General features: G+C 50.4%; 13 protein-coding genes and 1 tRNA gene. 8 read left to right on the top strand and 6 right to left on the bottom strand.

Going from position 1 to position 18,193, the window contains the following annotated elements; genetic code table 11:
* Positions 1-34 precede the first annotated feature (34 nt).
* The gene (locus tag EZ315_RS07140) at positions 35-2,230 is read right to left on the bottom strand and encodes a tetratricopeptide repeat protein (RefSeq protein WP_135471473.1); all 2,196 of its coding nucleotides are present in this window, start codon (positions 2,228-2,230) and stop codon (positions 35-37) included.
* A 158-nt stretch (positions 2,231-2,388) separates the two neighbouring features.
* On the opposite strand from EZ315_RS07140, the gene EZ315_RS07135 reads away from it, so the two are divergent.
* The 4 genes from EZ315_RS07135 to EZ315_RS07120 are packed head-to-tail and all read left to right on the top strand — an operon-like array spanning position 2,389 to position 8,299.
* Entirely contained in the window at positions 2,389-3,543 is a 1,155-nt protein-coding gene (locus EZ315_RS07135) for a 1-deoxy-D-xylulose-5-phosphate reductoisomerase (protein WP_135471931.1), read from the top strand.
* 6 nt (positions 3,544-3,549) lie between these two features.
* Entirely contained in the window at positions 3,550-4,986 is a 1,437-nt protein-coding gene (gene rseP, locus EZ315_RS07130) for an RIP metalloprotease RseP (protein WP_135471472.1), read from the top strand.
* 57 nt (positions 4,987-5,043) lie between these two features.
* The gene (locus EZ315_RS07125; RefSeq protein WP_135471471.1) at positions 5,044-6,231 is read left to right on the top strand and encodes a class I SAM-dependent rRNA methyltransferase; all 1,188 of its coding nucleotides are present in this window, start codon (positions 5,044-5,046) and stop codon (positions 6,229-6,231) included.
* Between the two features lie 37 nt (positions 6,232-6,268).
* Positions 6,269-8,299 carry a dipeptidyl-peptidase 3 family protein gene (locus EZ315_RS07120; protein WP_410520481.1) on the top strand — a complete coding sequence of 677 codons (2,031 nt, stop codon included), beginning with the start codon at positions 6,269-6,271 and terminating at the stop codon, positions 8,297-8,299.
* Positions 8,300-8,395: 96 nt separating this feature from the next.
* Here the strand turns inward: EZ315_RS07120 and EZ315_RS07115 are convergent, their stop codons facing one another.
* Entirely contained in the window at positions 8,396-8,608 is a 213-nt protein-coding gene (locus EZ315_RS07115) for a hypothetical protein (RefSeq protein WP_135471469.1), read from the bottom strand.
* Positions 8,609-8,760: 152 nt separating this feature from the next.
* Here EZ315_RS07115 and EZ315_RS07110 point away from each other — a divergent pair, with 152 nt between their 5' ends.
* The 4 genes from EZ315_RS07110 (at position 8,761) to EZ315_RS07095 (ending at position 12,580) form a co-directional block, all read left to right on the top strand.
* Positions 8,761-10,548: an aminopeptidase P family protein gene (locus EZ315_RS07110; protein ID WP_135471468.1), complete on the top strand. Its 1,788-nt coding sequence runs from the start codon at positions 8,761-8,763 to the stop codon at positions 10,546-10,548.
* Positions 10,549-10,617: 69 nt separating this feature from the next.
* Complete coding sequence (locus EZ315_RS07105; RefSeq protein ID WP_135471467.1) at positions 10,618-11,148, top strand: gamma carbonic anhydrase family protein; 531 nt, start codon at positions 10,618-10,620, stop codon at positions 11,146-11,148.
* A 127-nt stretch (positions 11,149-11,275) separates the two neighbouring features.
* On the top strand, positions 11,276-12,397 hold the full coding sequence (locus EZ315_RS07100) for an ISAs1 family transposase (protein ID WP_135469899.1): 1,122 nt from the start codon (positions 11,276-11,278) through the stop codon (positions 12,395-12,397).
* 101 nt (positions 12,398-12,498) lie between these two features.
* Positions 12,499-12,580 (top strand) — tRNA-Leu (locus EZ315_RS07095).
* 799 nt (positions 12,581-13,379) lie between these two features.
* Here the strand turns inward: EZ315_RS07095 and rhaD are convergent.
* The 4 genes from rhaD to EZ315_RS07070 form a co-directional block, all read right to left on the bottom strand.
* Positions 13,380-14,189, bottom strand: a complete 810-nt coding sequence (gene rhaD, locus EZ315_RS07085; protein ID WP_135471465.1) for a rhamnulose-1-phosphate aldolase — start codon at positions 14,187-14,189, stop codon at positions 13,380-13,382.
* Between the two features lie 35 nt (positions 14,190-14,224).
* A complete protein-coding gene (locus EZ315_RS07080) occupies positions 14,225-15,256 on the bottom strand; it encodes an L-rhamnose/proton symporter RhaT (RefSeq protein ID WP_135471464.1) in 1,032 nt (343 codons plus the stop codon).
* 124 nt (positions 15,257-15,380) lie between these two features.
* A complete protein-coding gene (locus EZ315_RS07075; RefSeq protein WP_135471463.1) occupies positions 15,381-16,634 on the bottom strand; it encodes an L-rhamnose isomerase in 1,254 nt (417 codons plus the stop codon).
* Positions 16,635-16,715: 81 nt separating this feature from the next.
* Positions 16,716-18,143, bottom strand: a complete 1,428-nt coding sequence (locus EZ315_RS07070; RefSeq protein ID WP_135471462.1) for a rhamnulokinase — start codon at positions 18,141-18,143, stop codon at positions 16,716-16,718.
* Positions 18,144-18,193: the final 50 nt, after the last annotated feature.

The raw sequence follows: 18,193 nt of genomic DNA, 5'->3' as shown, positions 1-18,193 counted from the left end.
TCGCATTGTGTTTATGGTAAAGATTGATGATTGCTTATTTGGATTTAGCTATAGATGTATCCACAACTATCGCCATCAGCTGCGGATCTACGCCTCCGAAAGCGGATATTGTCACCTTGTCGTCAGCCAGTCTTCTCAGGAAGGAATCAACATTGCCTTCCATAGCCTTTATGGCATCGACATAATGGTCTACAGCCTCCCCGGGATGTCCTGTCAGCAGGCTGAGATGTCCGGCATTGATGTAATCGTTAGGGCGTGGCGTTGTTCCTGCAAGAAGAGTGGCAGTGTATTTGACACAACGCTCATAATCCCCTCCGAGAAGGGTGCACCACGCCAATGCCCGAGTTGCCTTCTCACTTCCCGAACCGTAGAACTCTGCCTTGAAGAGATATTGCAGAGCCTCATCGTAGCGATGCAGCTTCACGAGCGACAGACCGATGTTGAGAGCAAGACTGACATCGTCCGGCTTGTCCTCGGCAAGACGGCGGTAACAGTCCAGAGCCTTGTCCCAATTGCCGAGCATACGGTGACACCATGCGAGACGCCTGAGAGTCCACCGGCTTGACGAGTCGAGCATCTCAGCCTCCTCGTAATGGCGCAGAGCCGCACTTATATCACCTACCGACTGCTCGCAATATCCCATCTTCTGACTTATCGAAGCAGACGGTGACGACATGGCGGTCAGACGCCTGAACACCTCAAGAGCATCGGAATAATACCCGCGTTTGAAATAGAACTCGGCTATCACCATAAGTGTATCGGGATCTTCAAACTCCTGCTCAAGAGAGGGTATGGCTGGTATATTGAGTCCCGACGAGAAAGGATCGGTAAACTCCCCCTTGCGGCGGAACAGCTTAAAGAACCTGTAGAGATTTCGCACATAGTTGGCTGCAAGCTCTTCGCGCTGGGGAACATGCCCGCTATCCATCGCCGCCATTCTCACAGCATCCATCTGCTGGGTCTGCATCCTTATCTGCCTCAGCATCATGTCGCGCTGCGCCGGAGGTATCTGACTGAGTGAAAGTGCTACCGAATACTTGTCATTGTCACAGAACATCGGAGCATTGCCCATTATTGAAATCAGGGTGGCGATCTCAGGGATATCGTCCGACGCTATCTGAGTATGAGACTGGTGGAACGGCAGGAACCAATTAGAGATATCGTTGAAAAATGAGAATGTCTTGAGCTTACTGAATGTAGCCATCATCACGTCGCCGCCATCCTCCTGTAGCTCCTGTAGCTCCTTGAGGCGGTCAGCGACACCTGACTTCTCAAGTATCTCAGCCCACTCGGGATTCTCCTCCATAGCCTCGGTGTCGAGAGGCTTGTCCTTCAGCTTCTCTATCTCCGGACGCAATTTCATCATCTCGGGTATCACCTCCTCATTGAACTTGCGGGTGATACGCTCAGTGTCACGCGAACGCACATACTGCATTGTCGCCATCCTCACATCGCGGACCCATCCGGGCATCTCCTTAAGTGCCGCAAGCCGGTTGCGCATACGTGCCGACATATGCCGGTTGCGGTAGAGCCAAATGCCCACAAGAAGGGCACACAATGCCCGCACCGAGACATCGGCATCGTCCGAAGCATAGGCATCCATGAGCAGCAGCATCCTGCGCTCATCAGCCTGCTCCATAAGTCCCATAAGCACAGCACTTATTATCAGCGACTTGAAATATCCCGGCAAAGACTTGTCAGCTATGGCATCGCGCAATGATGCCTCATCTGCTCCACCGAGAGGATACATGGTCCATACACGGTTGAACACACGTTTTTCAAGCTGTTCAGCTTGAACCGAAAACTGCCTGGCTGCCTGAGCCGGATTTTCGGCAAGAGCGGCAAGGGATATCTTCTGGCTCACATTGCGGTATTCGTCAACAAGAGTCGCCACAGAGTCGCCTGGAGTGGCAAGCTCATAGCGGAGTGTGTTGAAGTACAGCGTCGGAGCATCCTTAAGCCTCATCTGACGCGCCATGGCTTCGACCAGGGTGCGCACACCTTCCACTATGCCTGCGTACGACTCGGCAAGCCCGGGATCGGGCAACCCCTGGAGAGCATAACCGGACATGTAGCCATATCCCTGACGCAGACGCTCCAGCTCCCCGACAAACTGCCGCAAAGCCGGATAAGCGATTATCGCATTATCGAGAACAGAGAAAGCAGCAGTAAGTCTACCTCCTGAGAGCAAGCCCTCTATATCCTCAAACATTTTTATATTATCGTTCATATTATCAGTTCAGATGCAAATTTACTACAACATCCGCAAACATCGTGCCAATTATCGTTAAAAAAACAACCCTCTGCACATGTATGACGCAAGATGAGGGAATAATAGCGTAAATATCAGAAATAATGTGTAAATTTGCCGATAAAATACAGCCATTCATGCCTCACAATATAGCAGTGCTCGGCTCCACCGGGTCGATAGGCACACAGACACTTGACATAATATCCCAATTCCCCGACCGCTTCCGAGCCGTGGTGCTCGCTGCCGGAAGCAATGTGGACATGCTCATAAGGCAGGCAACGAAACATCGGCCTGCAATCGCCATTATTGCCGACGAGCGAAAATATTCCGCCCTCAAAGAAGCCCTCTCTCCATTAGGCATAGAGACAGCCTGCGGCGAGCAAGCCCTTGCCGATGCAATGGAGCGTCCTGACTTTGACACGGTGGTCACAGCCACCGTAGGATACAGCGGGCTACTCCCTACGATACGCGCCATAAAGGCAGGCAAGCAGATAGCCCTCGCCAACAAGGAAACCCTTGTGGTGGCAGGCGAACTTGTGACACGTATGCTCCGTGACTCGGCTTCGGAAGTGATACCGGTCGATTCCGAACATTCGGCAATATACCAATGCCTTAAGGGAGAGGACACAGCTACAGTAAAGAAACTAATCATAACAGCCTCCGGCGGTCCGTTCCGCACATGGACGCGCGAGGAGACCGCACGCGTCACCGCAGCCCAGGCCCTCAACCATCCACGCTGGCATATGGGTGCGAAAATCACTATCGATTCAGCCACAATGCTCAACAAGGCATTCGAGATAATCGAGGCACGCTGGCTATTCGATGTCGCTCCTGAGAAGATCGAAGCAGTGGTGCATCCTCAATCCATAGTCCACTCCATGGTGGAATTCGTTGACGGAGCTGTGAAAGCACAACTCGGCATACCCGATATGCATCTTCCCATACGTTACGCTCTCGGCGATGCCTCACGCCTGCCCAGCGAGGAGCGTCCGTTGAGCCTGTCGGACTACACAAGCCTGACTTTCGAAAAGCCCGATGCAGAGAAATTCCCATGCCTGACCCTTGCTCCGCGGGCACTTACCGACGGAGGCAACACGGCATGCATCATAAATGCCGCCAACGAAGTGGCAGTGGCCGCATTCCTTCGCGGGGCAATATCGTTCCACGGCATATACGACACGATAACGGACGCTCTCGACAGGATCTCGTTCATCCCTACCCCTACGCTCGACGACTATGTGGCAACCCATCACGCCACAATAGAATATTGCAAAAGAAAAATAGAACAGTAAACCCCTATGGAATCATTTCTCATAAAAGCATTACAATTCATTATTGCGCTGGCTTTCCTCGTTATCATCCACGAGTTCGGTCACTACATATTCGCAAGGATTTTCGGCATAAAGGTCGATAAATTCTATATGTTCTTCAACCCCAAGTTCAGCCTGCTGCGCTACAATCCCCGCACAAATAAGATCGGACTGTTTGTGCGTCAGGGCGATGAAGAGAATAACACCCCCGACAAGGCAGCCGTGACTTTCACCATAGGCAAGGAACATCCCGCACCCTCCAACGGAAAGACCTCCTGGCGCGATACCATATACGGCATCGGCTGGGTGCCCCTCGGAGGATACTGCGCGATAAACGGCATGATCGACGAGACCAACCAGAAGATGAGCGAAGAGGAGAAGCCGTGGGAATTCCGTACCAAACCGGCATGGCAGAGGCTGCTTGTGATGTTTGGAGGCGTGCTCTTCAATTTCATTCTTGCAATCCTGATATATGCCGGTATAGCCGCCAACTGGGGAGCAAAATACATACCGTTTGAAGTAGCGACCGAAGGTTTCGATTTCGTGCCGGCTGCACAGAAAGCAGGATTCCGCAACGGAGATATCCCTCTTATGGCTGACGGTGTTAAACTCGATGCCGCCGATGGCGACTACATGCTCAAAATGGTAGAAGCCAAGGAGGTCACAATGCTGCGCAACGGCAAAGACACCGTAACGATAGCAATCCCCAAGGACTTCATATTCCGCCTGAACGATGAAAAAGGCTTCATGGCTTACCGTCTGCCTGTCTACATCGACCGGCTCGTACCTGGAGAGGCTGCTGCAAAAGCCGGTCTCCTTGAAGGCGACCACATAGTGGCTGTAGGCGACACCCCTACACCGTCATACACCGAACTGACACCTGCCCTCGTAGCCAATGCAGGCAAGGATGTGGACCTGACCGTTGAGCGCGACGGCAACCGCGTCACCGTCCCTGTGACCCCCAATGAGTTCGGAAAGCTCGGATTCCAGCTGCGCCCCATCACAGACGTATATCCGCCTGTCACCATCAGTTACGGCTTCTTCGAATCATTCCCCAAAGGATGGGAGATAGGCACATCCACCCTCAGCAATTACGTAGGCTCGATGAAACATGTCTTCTCATCCGAAGGAGCGCAGAGCCTCGGCGGATTCGGGACAATCGGAAATATGTTTCCTGACCGCTGGAACTGGCTTTCGTTCTGGGAGATAACCGCATTCCTGTCTGTAGCACTCGCATTCATGAACATAATCCCTATACCGGGTCTCGACGGCGGTCACATCATGTTCCTGCTGTGGGAAGTGGTCACCCGACGCAAAGTACCCGAAAACGTACTCGTGGCAGCCCAGTACGTGGGCATGGGATTCCTCCTGCTGCTCCTGCTTTACGCCAACGGCAATGACATATTCAGGGCTTTCTTCAAATAACCGGATACTTACAACCTGTCTCCCCGACATACACTACTCTGTTTTTAACTTTCAGATATGCAAAACTATAAAACCATAACCCTCAAGCGAGGCAAAGAAGAATCTCTGCTGAGGTTCCATCCGTGGGTATTCTCCGGAGCCATCGCTGATCTCCCTAAGGATATCGAAGAGGGCGACATAGTAAAAGTCGTGGCTTCTGACGGTCGTTCGCTCGGGGTCGGACACTACGAAATCGGCTCTATAGCCGTGCGCATGCTGTCGACTGACGAAATCTCTATTGACGACAGTTTCTTCGCCGACCGGCTATCCCAGGCATGGGCACTGCGCGAACGTCTCGGACTGATACGCCCTGACAACACCACATTCCGCCTCGTGCACGGTGAGGGCGACTTCCTGCCAGGATGTGTGGTAGATGTATATGGCAACACAGCTGTGCTCCAGGCTCACTCCCCGGGAATGCACTATGCACGCCACATCATAGCTAAAACCCTCACTGAACTTCCCGGGGCCGGCATTAAGAATGTGTATTACAAGTCGGAAACCACACTCCCCTACAAGGCACGCCTCGACCCTGTAAACGATTATATAATAGGAGGATTCGAGACTAATATAGCCGTAGAAAACGGTCTCAAATTCAATATCGATTGGCTTAAAGGACAGAAGACCGGATTCTTTGTCGACCAGCGCGACAACCGTGCGCTGCTCCAGCATTACAGCAACGGAGCAAGAGTGCTCAACATGTTCTGCTACACCGGCGGATTCTCAGTTTATGCCATGCGCGGAGGAGCAAAGCTCGTACATTCGGTGGACTCCTCTGCCAAGGCTGTCGCCCTCACCGATGCCAACATCGAACTGAACTTCCCATCCGACACCCGCCACAAGTCATATGCCCAGGATGCGTTCAAGTATCTTGCCGATATGCCCGACGGAGCCTATGACCTGATAATCCTTGACCCCCCAGCTTTCGCCAAACATCGCAGCGCGATAAAGAATGCGATGATAGGATACCGCAGGATCAACGCTGCAGCATTCCGAAAGATTGCCCCTGGAGGCGTACTGTTCACTTTCTCCTGTTCGCAGGCAATATCACGCGAACAGTTCAGGCTCGCAGTGTTCACCGCAGCGGCACAGTCAGGGCGAAAAGTGCGAATCCTCCATCAGCTCACCCAGCCTGCCGACCATCCGGTCAATATATACCATCCCGAAGGGGAATACCTCAAAGGACTGGTTCTGGCTGTAGAATAGACCTTGACACCAATATTTCATACCTAAAAAACCAATCATGTCATTTTCAAAATTAATCATTCCAGCCATGGCAGCATTAGCCATCACGTCATCGTGCGGATCGGGCAAACCGGCAGCCGAACCAGCCGATTTCGACTACACAGCCGACCGTTTCGCCGACATCGAGGTGCTCCGTTATCAGGTCCCCGGATTTGAGGAGCTCACCCCTCAGCAGCGCATCTTCATCTACTATCTCACAGAAGCCGCCATTGCCGGACGTGACATACTGTGGGATCAGAACGGCAAATACAATCTTGCCATACGCGATCTCATCGAGGGTGTATACACCAATTATGACGGCGACCGTAAGGACAAGAATTTCAAGGCTCTTGAGACATATCTCAAACAGATAGAATTTGCCAGCGGTATACATCATCACTATTCGATGGATAAGTTCACTCCAGGATTCACCCAGGAATGGCTTGTAGCACAGGCTGGAAAACTTCCAGAGGGCACCGTAACCAATCTTGACACACTCCTCCCGGTCATATTCGACCCCACTGTGATGCCCAAGCGCGTAAACCAGGCTGAAGGTCAGGACCTTATTCTCACATCAGCCAACAACCTCTACGACGGTGTAAGCCAGGCTGAGGTGGAAAACTACTTCAACGCACTCAAGGACACAACCGACCTTACCCCTGTGTCATGGGGACTCAACACACGTGTAGTGAAGGAGAACGGCAAGGTCACCGAACAGGTCTACAAGATAGGAGGCCTATACACTCAGGCACTTGAGCGCATAGTTGAAAATCTTGAAAAGTCTCTTCCATATGCCGAGAACGATGCCCAAAAGGATATCGTGAGCAAACTCATCGCCTACTTCCGCTCTGGCGACCTCAAGGACTTCGACGCATACTCCATAGCATGGGCTGAGGACACCAAGTCGCAGGTCGACTTCATCAACGGTTTCATCGAGGATTACGGCGACCCGTTAGGAATGACAGGAGCATACGAATCTATCGTAAACTTCAAGAACAATGAGGCAAGCCACCGCACCGAAATCATATCGGGCAACGCACAATGGTTTGAGGACCATTCTCCTGTCGATCCACGTTTCCGCAAAGAGGAAGTCAAGGGTGTGAGCGCAAAAGTTATCACCGCCGCCATCCTTGCCGGCGACGCATATCCCGCAACCCCGATAGGAATCAATCTCCCCAACGCCAACTGGATACGTGCGGCTCACGGCTCCAAGTCAGTGACACTTGAGAACATCACAGGTGCTTACGACAAAGCCGCTCATGGCAATGGATATAACGAGGAGTTTGTCATCGATCAGGAGACATCCGACCTTATGGATAAATACCTCTTCATCACCGACAATCTTCACACCGACCTCCACGAATGCCTCGGTCACGGCTCAGGCAAACTTCTGCCCGGTGTCGACCAGGGTGCACTCAAGGCTCACGGCTCTACACTTGAAGAGACACGCGCCGACCTGTTTGCCCTCTATTATCTCGGCGATCCCAAGCTCCTTGAACTCGGTCTGCTCGACAATCCCGACGCCTACAAGGCTGAATACTACAAATACATCCTCAACGGACTCATGACCCAGCTCACCCGAATCGAACCGGGCAAGGATGTAGAGGAGGCCCACATGCGCAACCGTCAGCTCATAGCCAAATGGGCGCTTGAAAAGGGACAGCCCGAAAACGTAATCGAATTCGTAAAGCGCGACGGCAAGACATTCATTAAAATCAATGACTACGAGAAACTTCGCAGCCTCTTCGGAGATCTTCTTGCCGAAGTGCAGCGCATAAAGAGCGAAGGTGACTATGCAGCCGGAGCCGCTCTCGTGGAACAGTACGCAGTGAAAGTCGATCCCGAACTCCATAAGGAAGTCCTTGACCGCTACTCTCACCTCAACATCGCTCCTTACAAGGGATTCGTCAACCCCATCTACAAGCCTGTCACCGATGCCGACGGCAACATCACTGACGTGACAATCGAGTATGGTGAGGACTATCTCCCGCAGGTGCTCCGCTATTCAAAGGACTATCGCACCCTCCCAGCCAACCTGACAGTGAAATAAATCAACTGACAAAGATTAGATAACACCGTCCGTATACGCAATCAAGCACCGCCATACGGACGGTGCTTTCTGTTTTATCCCACCGACCACATATCATCAGTGACGATGGTGGTGTTTTTTAGGTTTCTTGTGTTTATGTTTCTTATGTTTCGGTTTATAATGACCGTGACCGTACACTCCGTCAGGGAACTCATATTCATGTTCGACTCCCCAATAGCTGTGCATGGTGCCGCACGACGGCATAGATACCGACAATACCAGTATGGCACACATCGCAATCAGCAGCTTTGAAACTTTCCTTAGTCTCATATTTTTAACATAGTGAAATTTAGAGGGCACCATAAAAACAATTTATGACGATTTTATAACAAATTTCTTCCCCGATAGGTTTGACTTTACACTTGATATGTCGTAAATTTGCGGATGGGAAATCCCTCCCGATAATTCATAAACTGATTACCATGACCACAAACGTATCAACACAACGCATACAAGCCCTCCGCGATGAGATGGCAAATGCAGGACTCAATGCTGTAATCGTACCGCGCACAGATCCTCATCTGAGCGAGTACATCTCATCCCATTGGCATACGGTGCGCTATCTCACAGGATTCACAGGCTCAGCCGGCACACTCGTTATCACCGCTGACGGAGCCTATCTGTGGGTCGACAGTCGCTATTTCCTTCAGGGAGAGGACCAGACACAAGGCTCAGGCATAGTGATCATGAAGGACGGATTACCCGAGACACCCTCAATCAACCGATTCCTTTGCGATACACTCAATGAAGGAGACACCGTGGGCATCAACGGAATGCTTATGTCGCTCAACGACACCGCCACACTCCGTTCGGCTCTGAACAAAAAGGGCATACGCCTGGACGTAAACTTCGACCCCATCGACCGTATATGGAATGACCGTCCCGAGCTACCCTCGGATGCTGCATTCATTCACGATGAGAAATATGCCGGAAAAAGCGCGTCAGACAAACTCGCTGACCTCCGCCGTGACTTCACAACCGAAGGCGCACGCGCTTTCTTCACATCAGCACTCGATGAGATAGCTTGGCTCCTGAACCTTCGTTCCACCGATGTTCCCTGCAATCCTGTAGCGACATCATTCCTGTATGTAGGCGAGAAGGATGCATGCCTGTTTATCAACCCGGCGAAACTCACTCCAGAAGTTATAGCCTACCTCTCAGCATCGGGAGTAGCAACAGCTCCGTATAACGACGCACTCGGCTTCCTCACAGAAGTGCCCCGAGACATCGACGTACTTCTGAGCGGCGACCGTGCCTCAGGTGCGGTAGCGTCGGCACTCGACGGACATTTCATCATCAGCGACTCCCCTGTGCTTATCCCCAAAGCCGTCAAGAACGAAGTGCAGATGCAAGGCATACGCGACGCCCACGTGCGTGACGGCGTGTATATGGTACGGTCAATCATGGAGGTAAAGCGCACTGTAGAGCAGGGCACACCACTCACTGAAATCGGCGTTGCCGAAATCCTTGAGCGCAACCGGCGCACTGATCCGCTCTTCTTCGATCTCAGTTTCGACAGCATATGCGGATTCGGTCCTCACGGAGCCATTGTACACTATTCAGCCACACCCGAGACCGACGCACAGCTTCACACCGACAACCTGCTGCTCATCGACTCCGGTGCCAACTATCTCGATGCTACCACCGACATAACCCGCACCATCGCTCTCGGCACCCCTTCAGCCGATATGCGCCATGACTTCACCCTTGTAATGAAAGGACACATCGCCATTGCCACAGCCGTATTCCCCGAAGGGACACGCGGACACCAGCTCGATGCCATGGCACGAATATCACTGTGGAAAGAGGGCAAGAGCTATCTACACGGCACAGGACATGGTGTAGGCCACTTCCTAAACGTCCATGAAGGACCGCAGAGCATACGTCTGAACGACACTATGGCTCCGCTCATGCCTGGAATGCTTACATCCAACGAACCTGGAGTATATCTCGCCGACCGCTACGGCATACGATGTGAAAACCTCGTGCTGACCATCCCTTATGAGACCACTGAGTTCGGCAACTTCTATGCATTCGAGACTGTGACAATGTGTCCGTTCGACCGCGACCTCTTCGACACATCCATAATGACTCCTGAAGAGATCAAATGGGTTGACGATTATCACCGTACCGTTTACGATCGTCTCTCACCATCTCTCACCCCCGATGAGAGGGAATGGCTCGCCGCTGCTACAGCACCATTGAAATAAACATACAACTATTCATTACCGCGGCATGCCGCGGTAATGAATAGTCTCACCATATAATACTTTACAAAAATGCCTCTAATAATCCCTGTACGTGGATTCACACCCGAAATAGGTCCCGACACATTTCTTGCCGAGAACTGCACCATAGTAGGAGATGTGAAAATGGGAAGTGAATGCAGCGTATGGTTCAACACTGTGCTACGCGGAGATGTCAACTCCATACGTATAGGCAACCGCGTAAACATTCAGGACGGCTCGGTCCTGCACACATTATACCAAAAATCGACAATCGAAATCGGCGACGACGTATCAATAGGCCACAACGTGACCATACATGGGGCCAAAATACACAATTTTGCACTCATCGGCATGGGTGCCGTGGTGATGGACGACGCCGAAGTTGGTGAAGGAGCCCTTGTAGCCGCAGGATCGGTGGTGCTTTCACGCACCAAGATAGGTCCCAACGAGCTATGGGGAGGAGCTCCGGCAAAATTCATCAAGATGGTCGACCCGACTACTTCCCGTGAACTCAACACCAAAATAGCCCGCAACTACCTGATGTATTCACGTTGGTACACCCATCCTGAAGAGACTGAATAATTCTCACAATTACATATTGGCAATACATTTGTATCCACATTTATCTCAAAATGCCACGGCAGACGCATCTTAAATAAACTTAACGGCTGTTTACCAATATAAATAGGCATACAGCCGTTAATCTTATATGACAAATCCTAACTCACCCATAGATTTCTTTTCATCCATCAGCGATCCTCGTGTGGAGCGCACACAGAAACACAGCCTTGACTCCATCCTGTTCATATCGCTTTGCGCAGTCATCTGCGGAGCGGAGGGCTGGAATGAAATCGAGGACTATGGTAATGCCAAGATTGATTGGCTTGAGAAGTTCCTGCACCTTCCCAACGGCATACCCTCGCACGATACGTTCAACCGAGTAATCAGTATGTTAGACCCAAAAGAATTGAACGGTTCCTTTGTGGCATGGACGAAAAGCATTGCCGAACTGACCGACGGGGAAGTTGTCGCCATTGACGGCAAATGTATGCGCGGGAGCAGCGATGACGGCTCCGGGACATACACCCATCTTGTCAGCGCATGGGCTTCGGCGAACAACCTGTTGCTCGCGCAGGAAAAGGTCGCCGGAAAGAGCAACGAGATTACTGCGATACCCCGGCTGCTGCGCATCCTGGAGTTGAAAAACTGCATAGTCACAATCGATGCCATGGGCTGTCAGAGAGAGATTGCCAAGACAATAATCGAGCGCGGAGCCGACTATATCCTTGCCCTGAAAGGGAATCAGCCCGAAATGCTTGACCGTGTCAGCCGTTCTTTCACATATATTAAGCCGTCATCTGAGCATACGATGGACGGGAAGGCTCATGGGCGGGAAGAGACAAGGGCCTGTTCGGTCATAACCAATCTCGACAACATCATCGACAGGGACAGATGGCCCGGTCTTAAAAGCATCGTGAGAATAGAATCCCGTACCCGGGATGTCAAGTCTGGACAAATCCACAAGGAGACCAGATATTACCTGTCGAGCCTTGAGGCTGACGCTCAATATATTAATCATTCTATCAGGACACACTGGAGCGTGGAGAATCAACTGCATTGGACATTGGACGTCGCTTTTGGAGATGATGCCTCGCGTAAGCAAAAGGATAATGCAGCTCAAAATTTCTCTCTGCTCAACCGTATCGGACTGAACATAATCAAGAACGCCAAGGTGTCATCAATGGGTGTCAAAGGACATAGGAAGAAAGCCGGTTGGGATAACGACTACTTACTTTATGCCTTAAAAAGTTTTGATGTTGTAAAAAATTAAGATGCGTCAGCCCTGCTCAAAATGCCCAACAGTATTGCGAAAACAAAAAAAACTCACTACCTTTGCATACACAAAACATATGCTTAGGCATGTGGGCCATCGCCCGGATGGCGGAATCGGTAGACGCGACGGTCTCAAACACCGTTGGGGCGACCCATCCCGGTTCGAGCCCGGGTCCGGGTACGAAGAAGCCCTGATAATCATGAGATTATCAGGGCTTCTTTTTTTGCAGGGCGTACTAAATGTGTACTGATTGATGGCAAGCTTTCCACGTGCCACATCCTTGTCATAGTTCTTATTCATTAGCAACAATCAAATCATTATCGTTATTATGGACATTTAAAGTAAAAAAGATATTCCTATAATGATTAAAGCAATAGATGCAAATATGCATCTATTGCTTTTTGTAGAAAACATTGCTCCTATACAAGAGATAGATACAGCAAATTGCATACATTTTAAACTTAACTCTGTAGTCTTAAATATACACATAGACAAAAAAGATAATGCCAAAACAAATAGTATAGCATTCAATATATATTTCAGTTTCATATTAGATGAATCTGCATTTTTCCCTTTGTTTACAAGGTATTTATGATGTTCTGTCATCCTTTCTTTGCTCAATTTGCGAATCTCACGGTTCTCTTTGTGCTGTTGTAGCATAACATTTATGCAACTTAATGTTCTCATGATTCAGTTTAATCTATTTTCTCTAATTCAATTGTAGCTACTTTCTCTTTATCTGGACTAATTTCATTCTGTATAATGGTTATATGTTTTTTATTACTGTCCGCTAAACTTTTTTTGAGCGATTGAAAAAAGTTTAGCGGACAGTAATAATAAATAAGCATTGATATCATGACCGCTCCCCACCAATATTAAGCTTCAAGAACTGAGTGGTTTATAATGATTAGTCCTCCGGGGTATCTTTCGCAAGACCTCGGAGGACTAAATTATTTACACGAACCTGTTGTTCGTCGGATTATTTCGGAAGATTGAATGCCACGGTCATTTCACGCATCTGCTCGTCCGACATTCCATCAGGCTCGAAGCCCATGTTTTTGGCGGCGATGTATATGAGTGCTGACTTGTTGAGCACATCGATCTGATCGAATGCAGCCATCACGTCAGTGTCAACGGCAAACACCCCATGCTTTTCCCAAAGGGTCACATCGTAGTCGCCAAGCTCCTTGATTGTAGCCTCGGCAAGCTCGTTGGAGCTTGGAAGCTTGTAAGGGATGATGCCGAGTCCGCGTGGGCAGAATGCCTTGGTCTCGGGGATCATGCTCCAGAGCAGACGTGTGGCGACATCTTTCTCAAGGAACTTCTTGCAATGCGACATTGCCACAAGCTCGATGGGGTGAGTGTGGACCGAAGCCTTATAGTTGGAGCCCTTGCCGATAAGATAGCTGTGGACTGCAAGATGAGAGGGAAGCTCGGAAGTGGGAGCCACAGGATTGTCGGCGATGATCTCGTAATGAGCGCAATCGTCAAGAATACGTATCACAGAACCGTTCTCCATGGGCCAGCGGGCAAGATCGCGCATACGCTTGTTTGTGCCCTTGCAGAAGAAATAGCATCCCTTAAGATTGGGAAGCGTGAAACCGATGGGACGAGGCTCGGAGATCGCGGGCATAGCACGTATGGCATCGTCGATATGTTCTGTGATGTTGACAGTGATATTGCCGCCGTTACGTTCGGCCCATCCTTTCTGCCACAGGTATCCGGCTACCTCGGCTACCTGCTCCACCTCATGAGCGAGAGCAGGACGATTATCAAGAATAGATGACATTATAAGATTGGTTTATCAGTTAATGGAACGGAGAGTTATATTAATTGCGGAAGGAAACATGACACTATGAGCACCACGATACCAGTAAGGAGCACCATGATAGTCTTTGATGAGCATCCTTTCCACTCTTTCAGGATGATTCCCCACACATTGGAGAACACCACATTGAGTGCCATAAGTATGCAGAATGAGAGAGTCATGAGTGTGGGCGAGTCGGTAAGGAAACCCTTTCCGAGAGCAAGTCCGAAGAACTGGCTGTACCATAAGGCTCCTGCGAGGAAACAATAGAACATATTGTTGACCCACACAGCTCCGTTGGCATAATCACCCCAGGTGCGGTTACGGCTGTTCTGATAGAAGCAGTACACGGCATTGGTCACGAAGCCTCCGAGCGTCACAAGCAATGTAGCGGGAAGGGTGCGGAACATCGGATTGGTGAGCTCACCGAAATTGATGCCGCTACCGAACTCCAGTCCTACATTAAAGCATCCGCTCATAAAGCCTGCAAGCAGCGCGATGGTGATACCTTTAGGGAAATTGAAGTCCTTGACCGCAGCCCTCTTCTCCTCTTCGCTCAGCGATGACGCCTTCATAGAGCCTGCCACACCTATAATGGCTATGCCGACAAGGGTGACCACAACTCCGAGTATCACAGAGAATGTGAGCTGTGACAGGGGGTCATTCTCTGGGAAGAAGATGTTGAGAAGCACCGGACCCATTACGGTGCCGAGACCTGCACAGGTGCCGAGTGCTATGGACTGGCCGAGTGCCACGCCGAGATAACGCATGGAGAGTCCGAATGTGAGACCACCCACACCCCAGAGCGCACCGAAAAGCACTGTCATCCACAGATTGAATGACGGAGCTTCGGAAAACAGTTCACAGAGCGAGCGTCCGGCAGGTACAGCGAGCAGCGCGCCGAGCAACGGCAGCACAAGCCATGCAAACACACCCTGCACTATCCAGTAGCTCTCCCAACTCCAGGATTTGATCTTGTTGATGGGCACATAGCAGCTCGACTGGCAGAAAGCCCCGATGGCAATGATTAAAAGTCCGAGAAGAATCATATTATAAATTTTATGATCGACGCAAAAGATTCAAAAGGACAAAACAATATACGCATACTTTCTCAATAAAGAATGAATTTAACACATGTGTTTCTTCTGTCCTTTTGAAACTTTTATATCCCTTTTATCGTTTTGAGGTGACTTCTTTTTCATACTGCTCCACCGAAGCGATATAGCTCTCGCCCACCGGAACATTGTTCTTGAGGCAGAACATATCGTAGACAGCGTTCCAGGGGAGGTTCTTGCACTCCTCAAGGAGTCCGAGACGCTGGAACTTCTGATCGTTGAGCTCATATCTGCGGAGCGTGTCGGTCGGTTCGAGAAGAGCGCGGAGCATGCACTTCTGTGCGGCACGGCTACCTATCACATAAGCACCGATACGGTTGAGAGTTCCGTCGAAGTAATCAAGACCGTAATGTACACGGTTGAGAGCACCCGCACGCACAATCTCGCTGAAGAGGTCGAGTGTAGGATCGTCCATGATGGTCACATGGTCAGAGTCCCAACGTATAGGACGGCTCACATGAAGCATAAGTTCGGGCACGAAGAGAAGCATGGACGACACCTTGTCGGCAACGCTCTCTGTTGGGTGGAAGTGACCTGTATCGAGAGTGATCATCATGTCGCGCTTGGAGGCATAGGCTGTATAGAAATCGTTGGAGCCTACTGTATAGCTCTCAAGACCTATACCGAACACCTTTGACTCCACACAATCCTTCATCCAGTCATACTTCTTCTCAAAAATCTGGTCAAGAGAATCCTTGAGAAGCTCACGGTACATATAGCGGTTCACAGTGATGTCCTTTGATCCGTCATGCACCCAAGTGTTCATGATACAGGGATCCTGCTGAGCCTCGCCTATAGCCTGTGAGATGGCACGGCAACGCTTTGAATGCTCGATCCAGAAATCACGTATCCCCTTGTCGGGATTGGAAAGTGAAAGGTCGCCGCTCTTGGGATGAGAGAATGAGGTGGAGTTGAAGTCGAGCTTGATACCGTTAGCCTTACCCCAGTCAATCCAGCCCTGGAAATGCTCGATTGAGCACTCGTTACGGTCAACATACTTGCCGCCAAACTCTCCATAGATCTCATGGAGGTTAAGACGATGCTTGCCTGGGATGAGCGACATGGCATAAAGAATATCGGAACGGAGCTCATCGATATTACGTGCCTTGCCGGGGTAGTTGCCGTTGACCTGGATGCCACCGGTGAGACCGCCGTCGTGAGGCTCGAAACCTGCCACATCGTCAGCCTGCCAGCAATGCATGCTCAAATGGAAATCCTGCATCTGGTCGAGCACCTTGTCAGTATCGACACCGAGGGCGGCATAACGTTCGCGGGCTATCTCATAAGCCTTCTTGATTGATTCTTCTTTCATGGTCTTGTGTATTTTTAAATATTATTCTGGTTTTACAAATTAATCATACTCAGATAGAGTAATAAGCATCGATCCTGCGGATTACACCTGCGGAGTAAAAGTCGATGTCTCAGTGGAGTTTATAGCAATCCTGCGCATATCGGCGAGAGTTTCGGCGCGTCCGCATCCGCGAAGCTGCACAAGCACATTCCCAAGAGCAGTGCATTCGGCAGGACCAGCCACCACCGGTATGCCACAGTCATCAGCAAGCATCTGCATGAGATGACTGTTGCGGGAGCCGCCTCCGATCACATGGAGCCTTCTAACAGGAGCTGTAGAGAACTCCTTAAGCACATCAAGCATTTCGGCAACACGGTGAGCGAGACTGCGGTATATCACCCGCACATAGTCGGCTGTCGTGACCGGCACCTCTTCGCCATGATCCCTGCAATACGAATTTATAGCTTCGACCATCGATCGGGGGTTGGCAAACGATGGATCATCCGGATTGATTATCGACTGGCATACGGAGTCGTGACACGACGCGGCAAGCTTCGAGATGTCAGCATCCTGGAGTCCGAGTTCGGCACGCACACGCTCGAATATCCAAAGTCCGCATATGTTCTTAAGGAAACGGGTCGTGCCGTCAATGCCACCCTCATTGGTGAAATTGTATCCGAAACTCTTGTCATTTATTATAGCCTCGGGCGACTCTATGCCAAGAAGCGACCATGTGCCGCAGCTCAGATAGGCGTAGTCGGTATCAGGTGTCGGCACTCCGATCACAGCTGACGCTGTGTCATGGCCGGCAACAGCAATAACCGGGATTTCACCAAGCCCGGTGGCCTCCTGTACCTGAGGGAGAATAGCACCTATGATATGTCCGGGCTGAACTATCGGACCGAACTTCGAACGTGACAGGCCTACTGAGTCAAGGAGCTCCACATCAAGGTCGCCGGTAGCGGGATTAAGCATCTCGGAAGTAGATGCAACAGTGTATTCGGTAACAGCATTGCCTGTGAGCATATATGCCACCGCATCCGGCATCCACAATATCTTATCGGCAGAGTCAATCACCTTGGCTCCGTTACGGCGCAAGGTGTGAAGCTGAAACAGAGTGTTGAAATCCATGAACTGGATTCCGGTCTTGGCATACACTGTCTCGCGAGATATAACCTTGGAATACTCATCCACCGCACCCTCTGTATGAGTGTCACGATAGCAGTAGGGCAATCCTGCAAGAGAGCCGTCGGCATAGAAATAAGCCACGTCACACCCCCAAGTGTCAATACCTATTGACGACAGTTCAGAACCTGATTCAGAGAGTTTTTCAGCAGCGGCCTTCATTGCCTTTATCACTTCCTGGTATATAAGAGGGAGATTCCAGAACAGATGACCGCGTATAGTAAGCATCGGATAGTGGAAGCGGGTAAGCTCGCTCATCACTACATTATCGCCATCATAGCCGGCGAGTATTGACCTACCTGATGTCGCACCAAGGTCAATTGCAAGATGATAAGTTTTATCCATTTTAGGTAGTTAGAAATATGGTATTAATGCAAAGGTACAAAAATTATGTG

The organism is Duncaniella freteri (assembly GCF_004766125.1).
Classification (GTDB): domain Bacteria; phylum Bacteroidota; class Bacteroidia; order Bacteroidales; family Muribaculaceae; genus Duncaniella; species Duncaniella freteri.
The sequence above is the reverse complement of the archived record's forward strand: the minus strand, read 5'-3'. Positions and strand labels throughout refer to the sequence as shown.

Bases quoted from the DNA above. Each gene is read 5' to 3' on its own strand.
- EZ315_RS07140 (WP_135471473.1), bottom strand. From the start codon at position 2,230: ATGAACGATAATATAAAAATGTTTGAGGATATAGAGGGCTTGCTCTCA.
- EZ315_RS07135 (WP_135471931.1), top strand. From the start codon at position 2,389: ATGCCTCACAATATAGCAGTGCTCGGCTCCACCGGGTCGATAGGCACA.
- rseP (WP_135471472.1), top strand. From the start codon at position 3,550: ATGGAATCATTTCTCATAAAAGCATTACAATTCATTATTGCGCTGGCT.
- EZ315_RS07125 (WP_135471471.1), top strand. From the start codon at position 5,044: ATGCAAAACTATAAAACCATAACCCTCAAGCGAGGCAAAGAAGAATCT.
- EZ315_RS07120 (WP_410520481.1), top strand. From the start codon at position 6,269: ATGTCATTTTCAAAATTAATCATTCCAGCCATGGCAGCATTAGCCATC.
- EZ315_RS07115 (WP_135471469.1), bottom strand. From the start codon at position 8,608: ATGAGACTAAGGAAAGTTTCAAAGCTGCTGATTGCGATGTGTGCCATA.
- EZ315_RS07110 (WP_135471468.1), top strand. From the start codon at position 8,761: ATGACCACAAACGTATCAACACAACGCATACAAGCCCTCCGCGATGAG.
- EZ315_RS07105 (WP_135471467.1), top strand. From the start codon at position 10,618: ATGCCTCTAATAATCCCTGTACGTGGATTCACACCCGAAATAGGTCCC.
- EZ315_RS07100 (WP_135469899.1), top strand. From the start codon at position 11,276: ATGACAAATCCTAACTCACCCATAGATTTCTTTTCATCCATCAGCGAT.
- rhaD (WP_135471465.1), bottom strand. From the start codon at position 14,189: ATGTCATCTATTCTTGATAATCGTCCTGCTCTCGCTCATGAGGTGGAG.
- EZ315_RS07080 (WP_135471464.1), bottom strand. From the start codon at position 15,256: ATGATTCTTCTCGGACTTTTAATCATTGCCATCGGGGCTTTCTGCCAG.
- EZ315_RS07075 (WP_135471463.1), bottom strand. From the start codon at position 16,634: ATGAAAGAAGAATCAATCAAGAAGGCTTATGAGATAGCCCGCGAACGT.
- EZ315_RS07070 (WP_135471462.1), bottom strand. From the start codon at position 18,143: ATGGATAAAACTTATCATCTTGCAATTGACCTTGGTGCGACATCAGGT.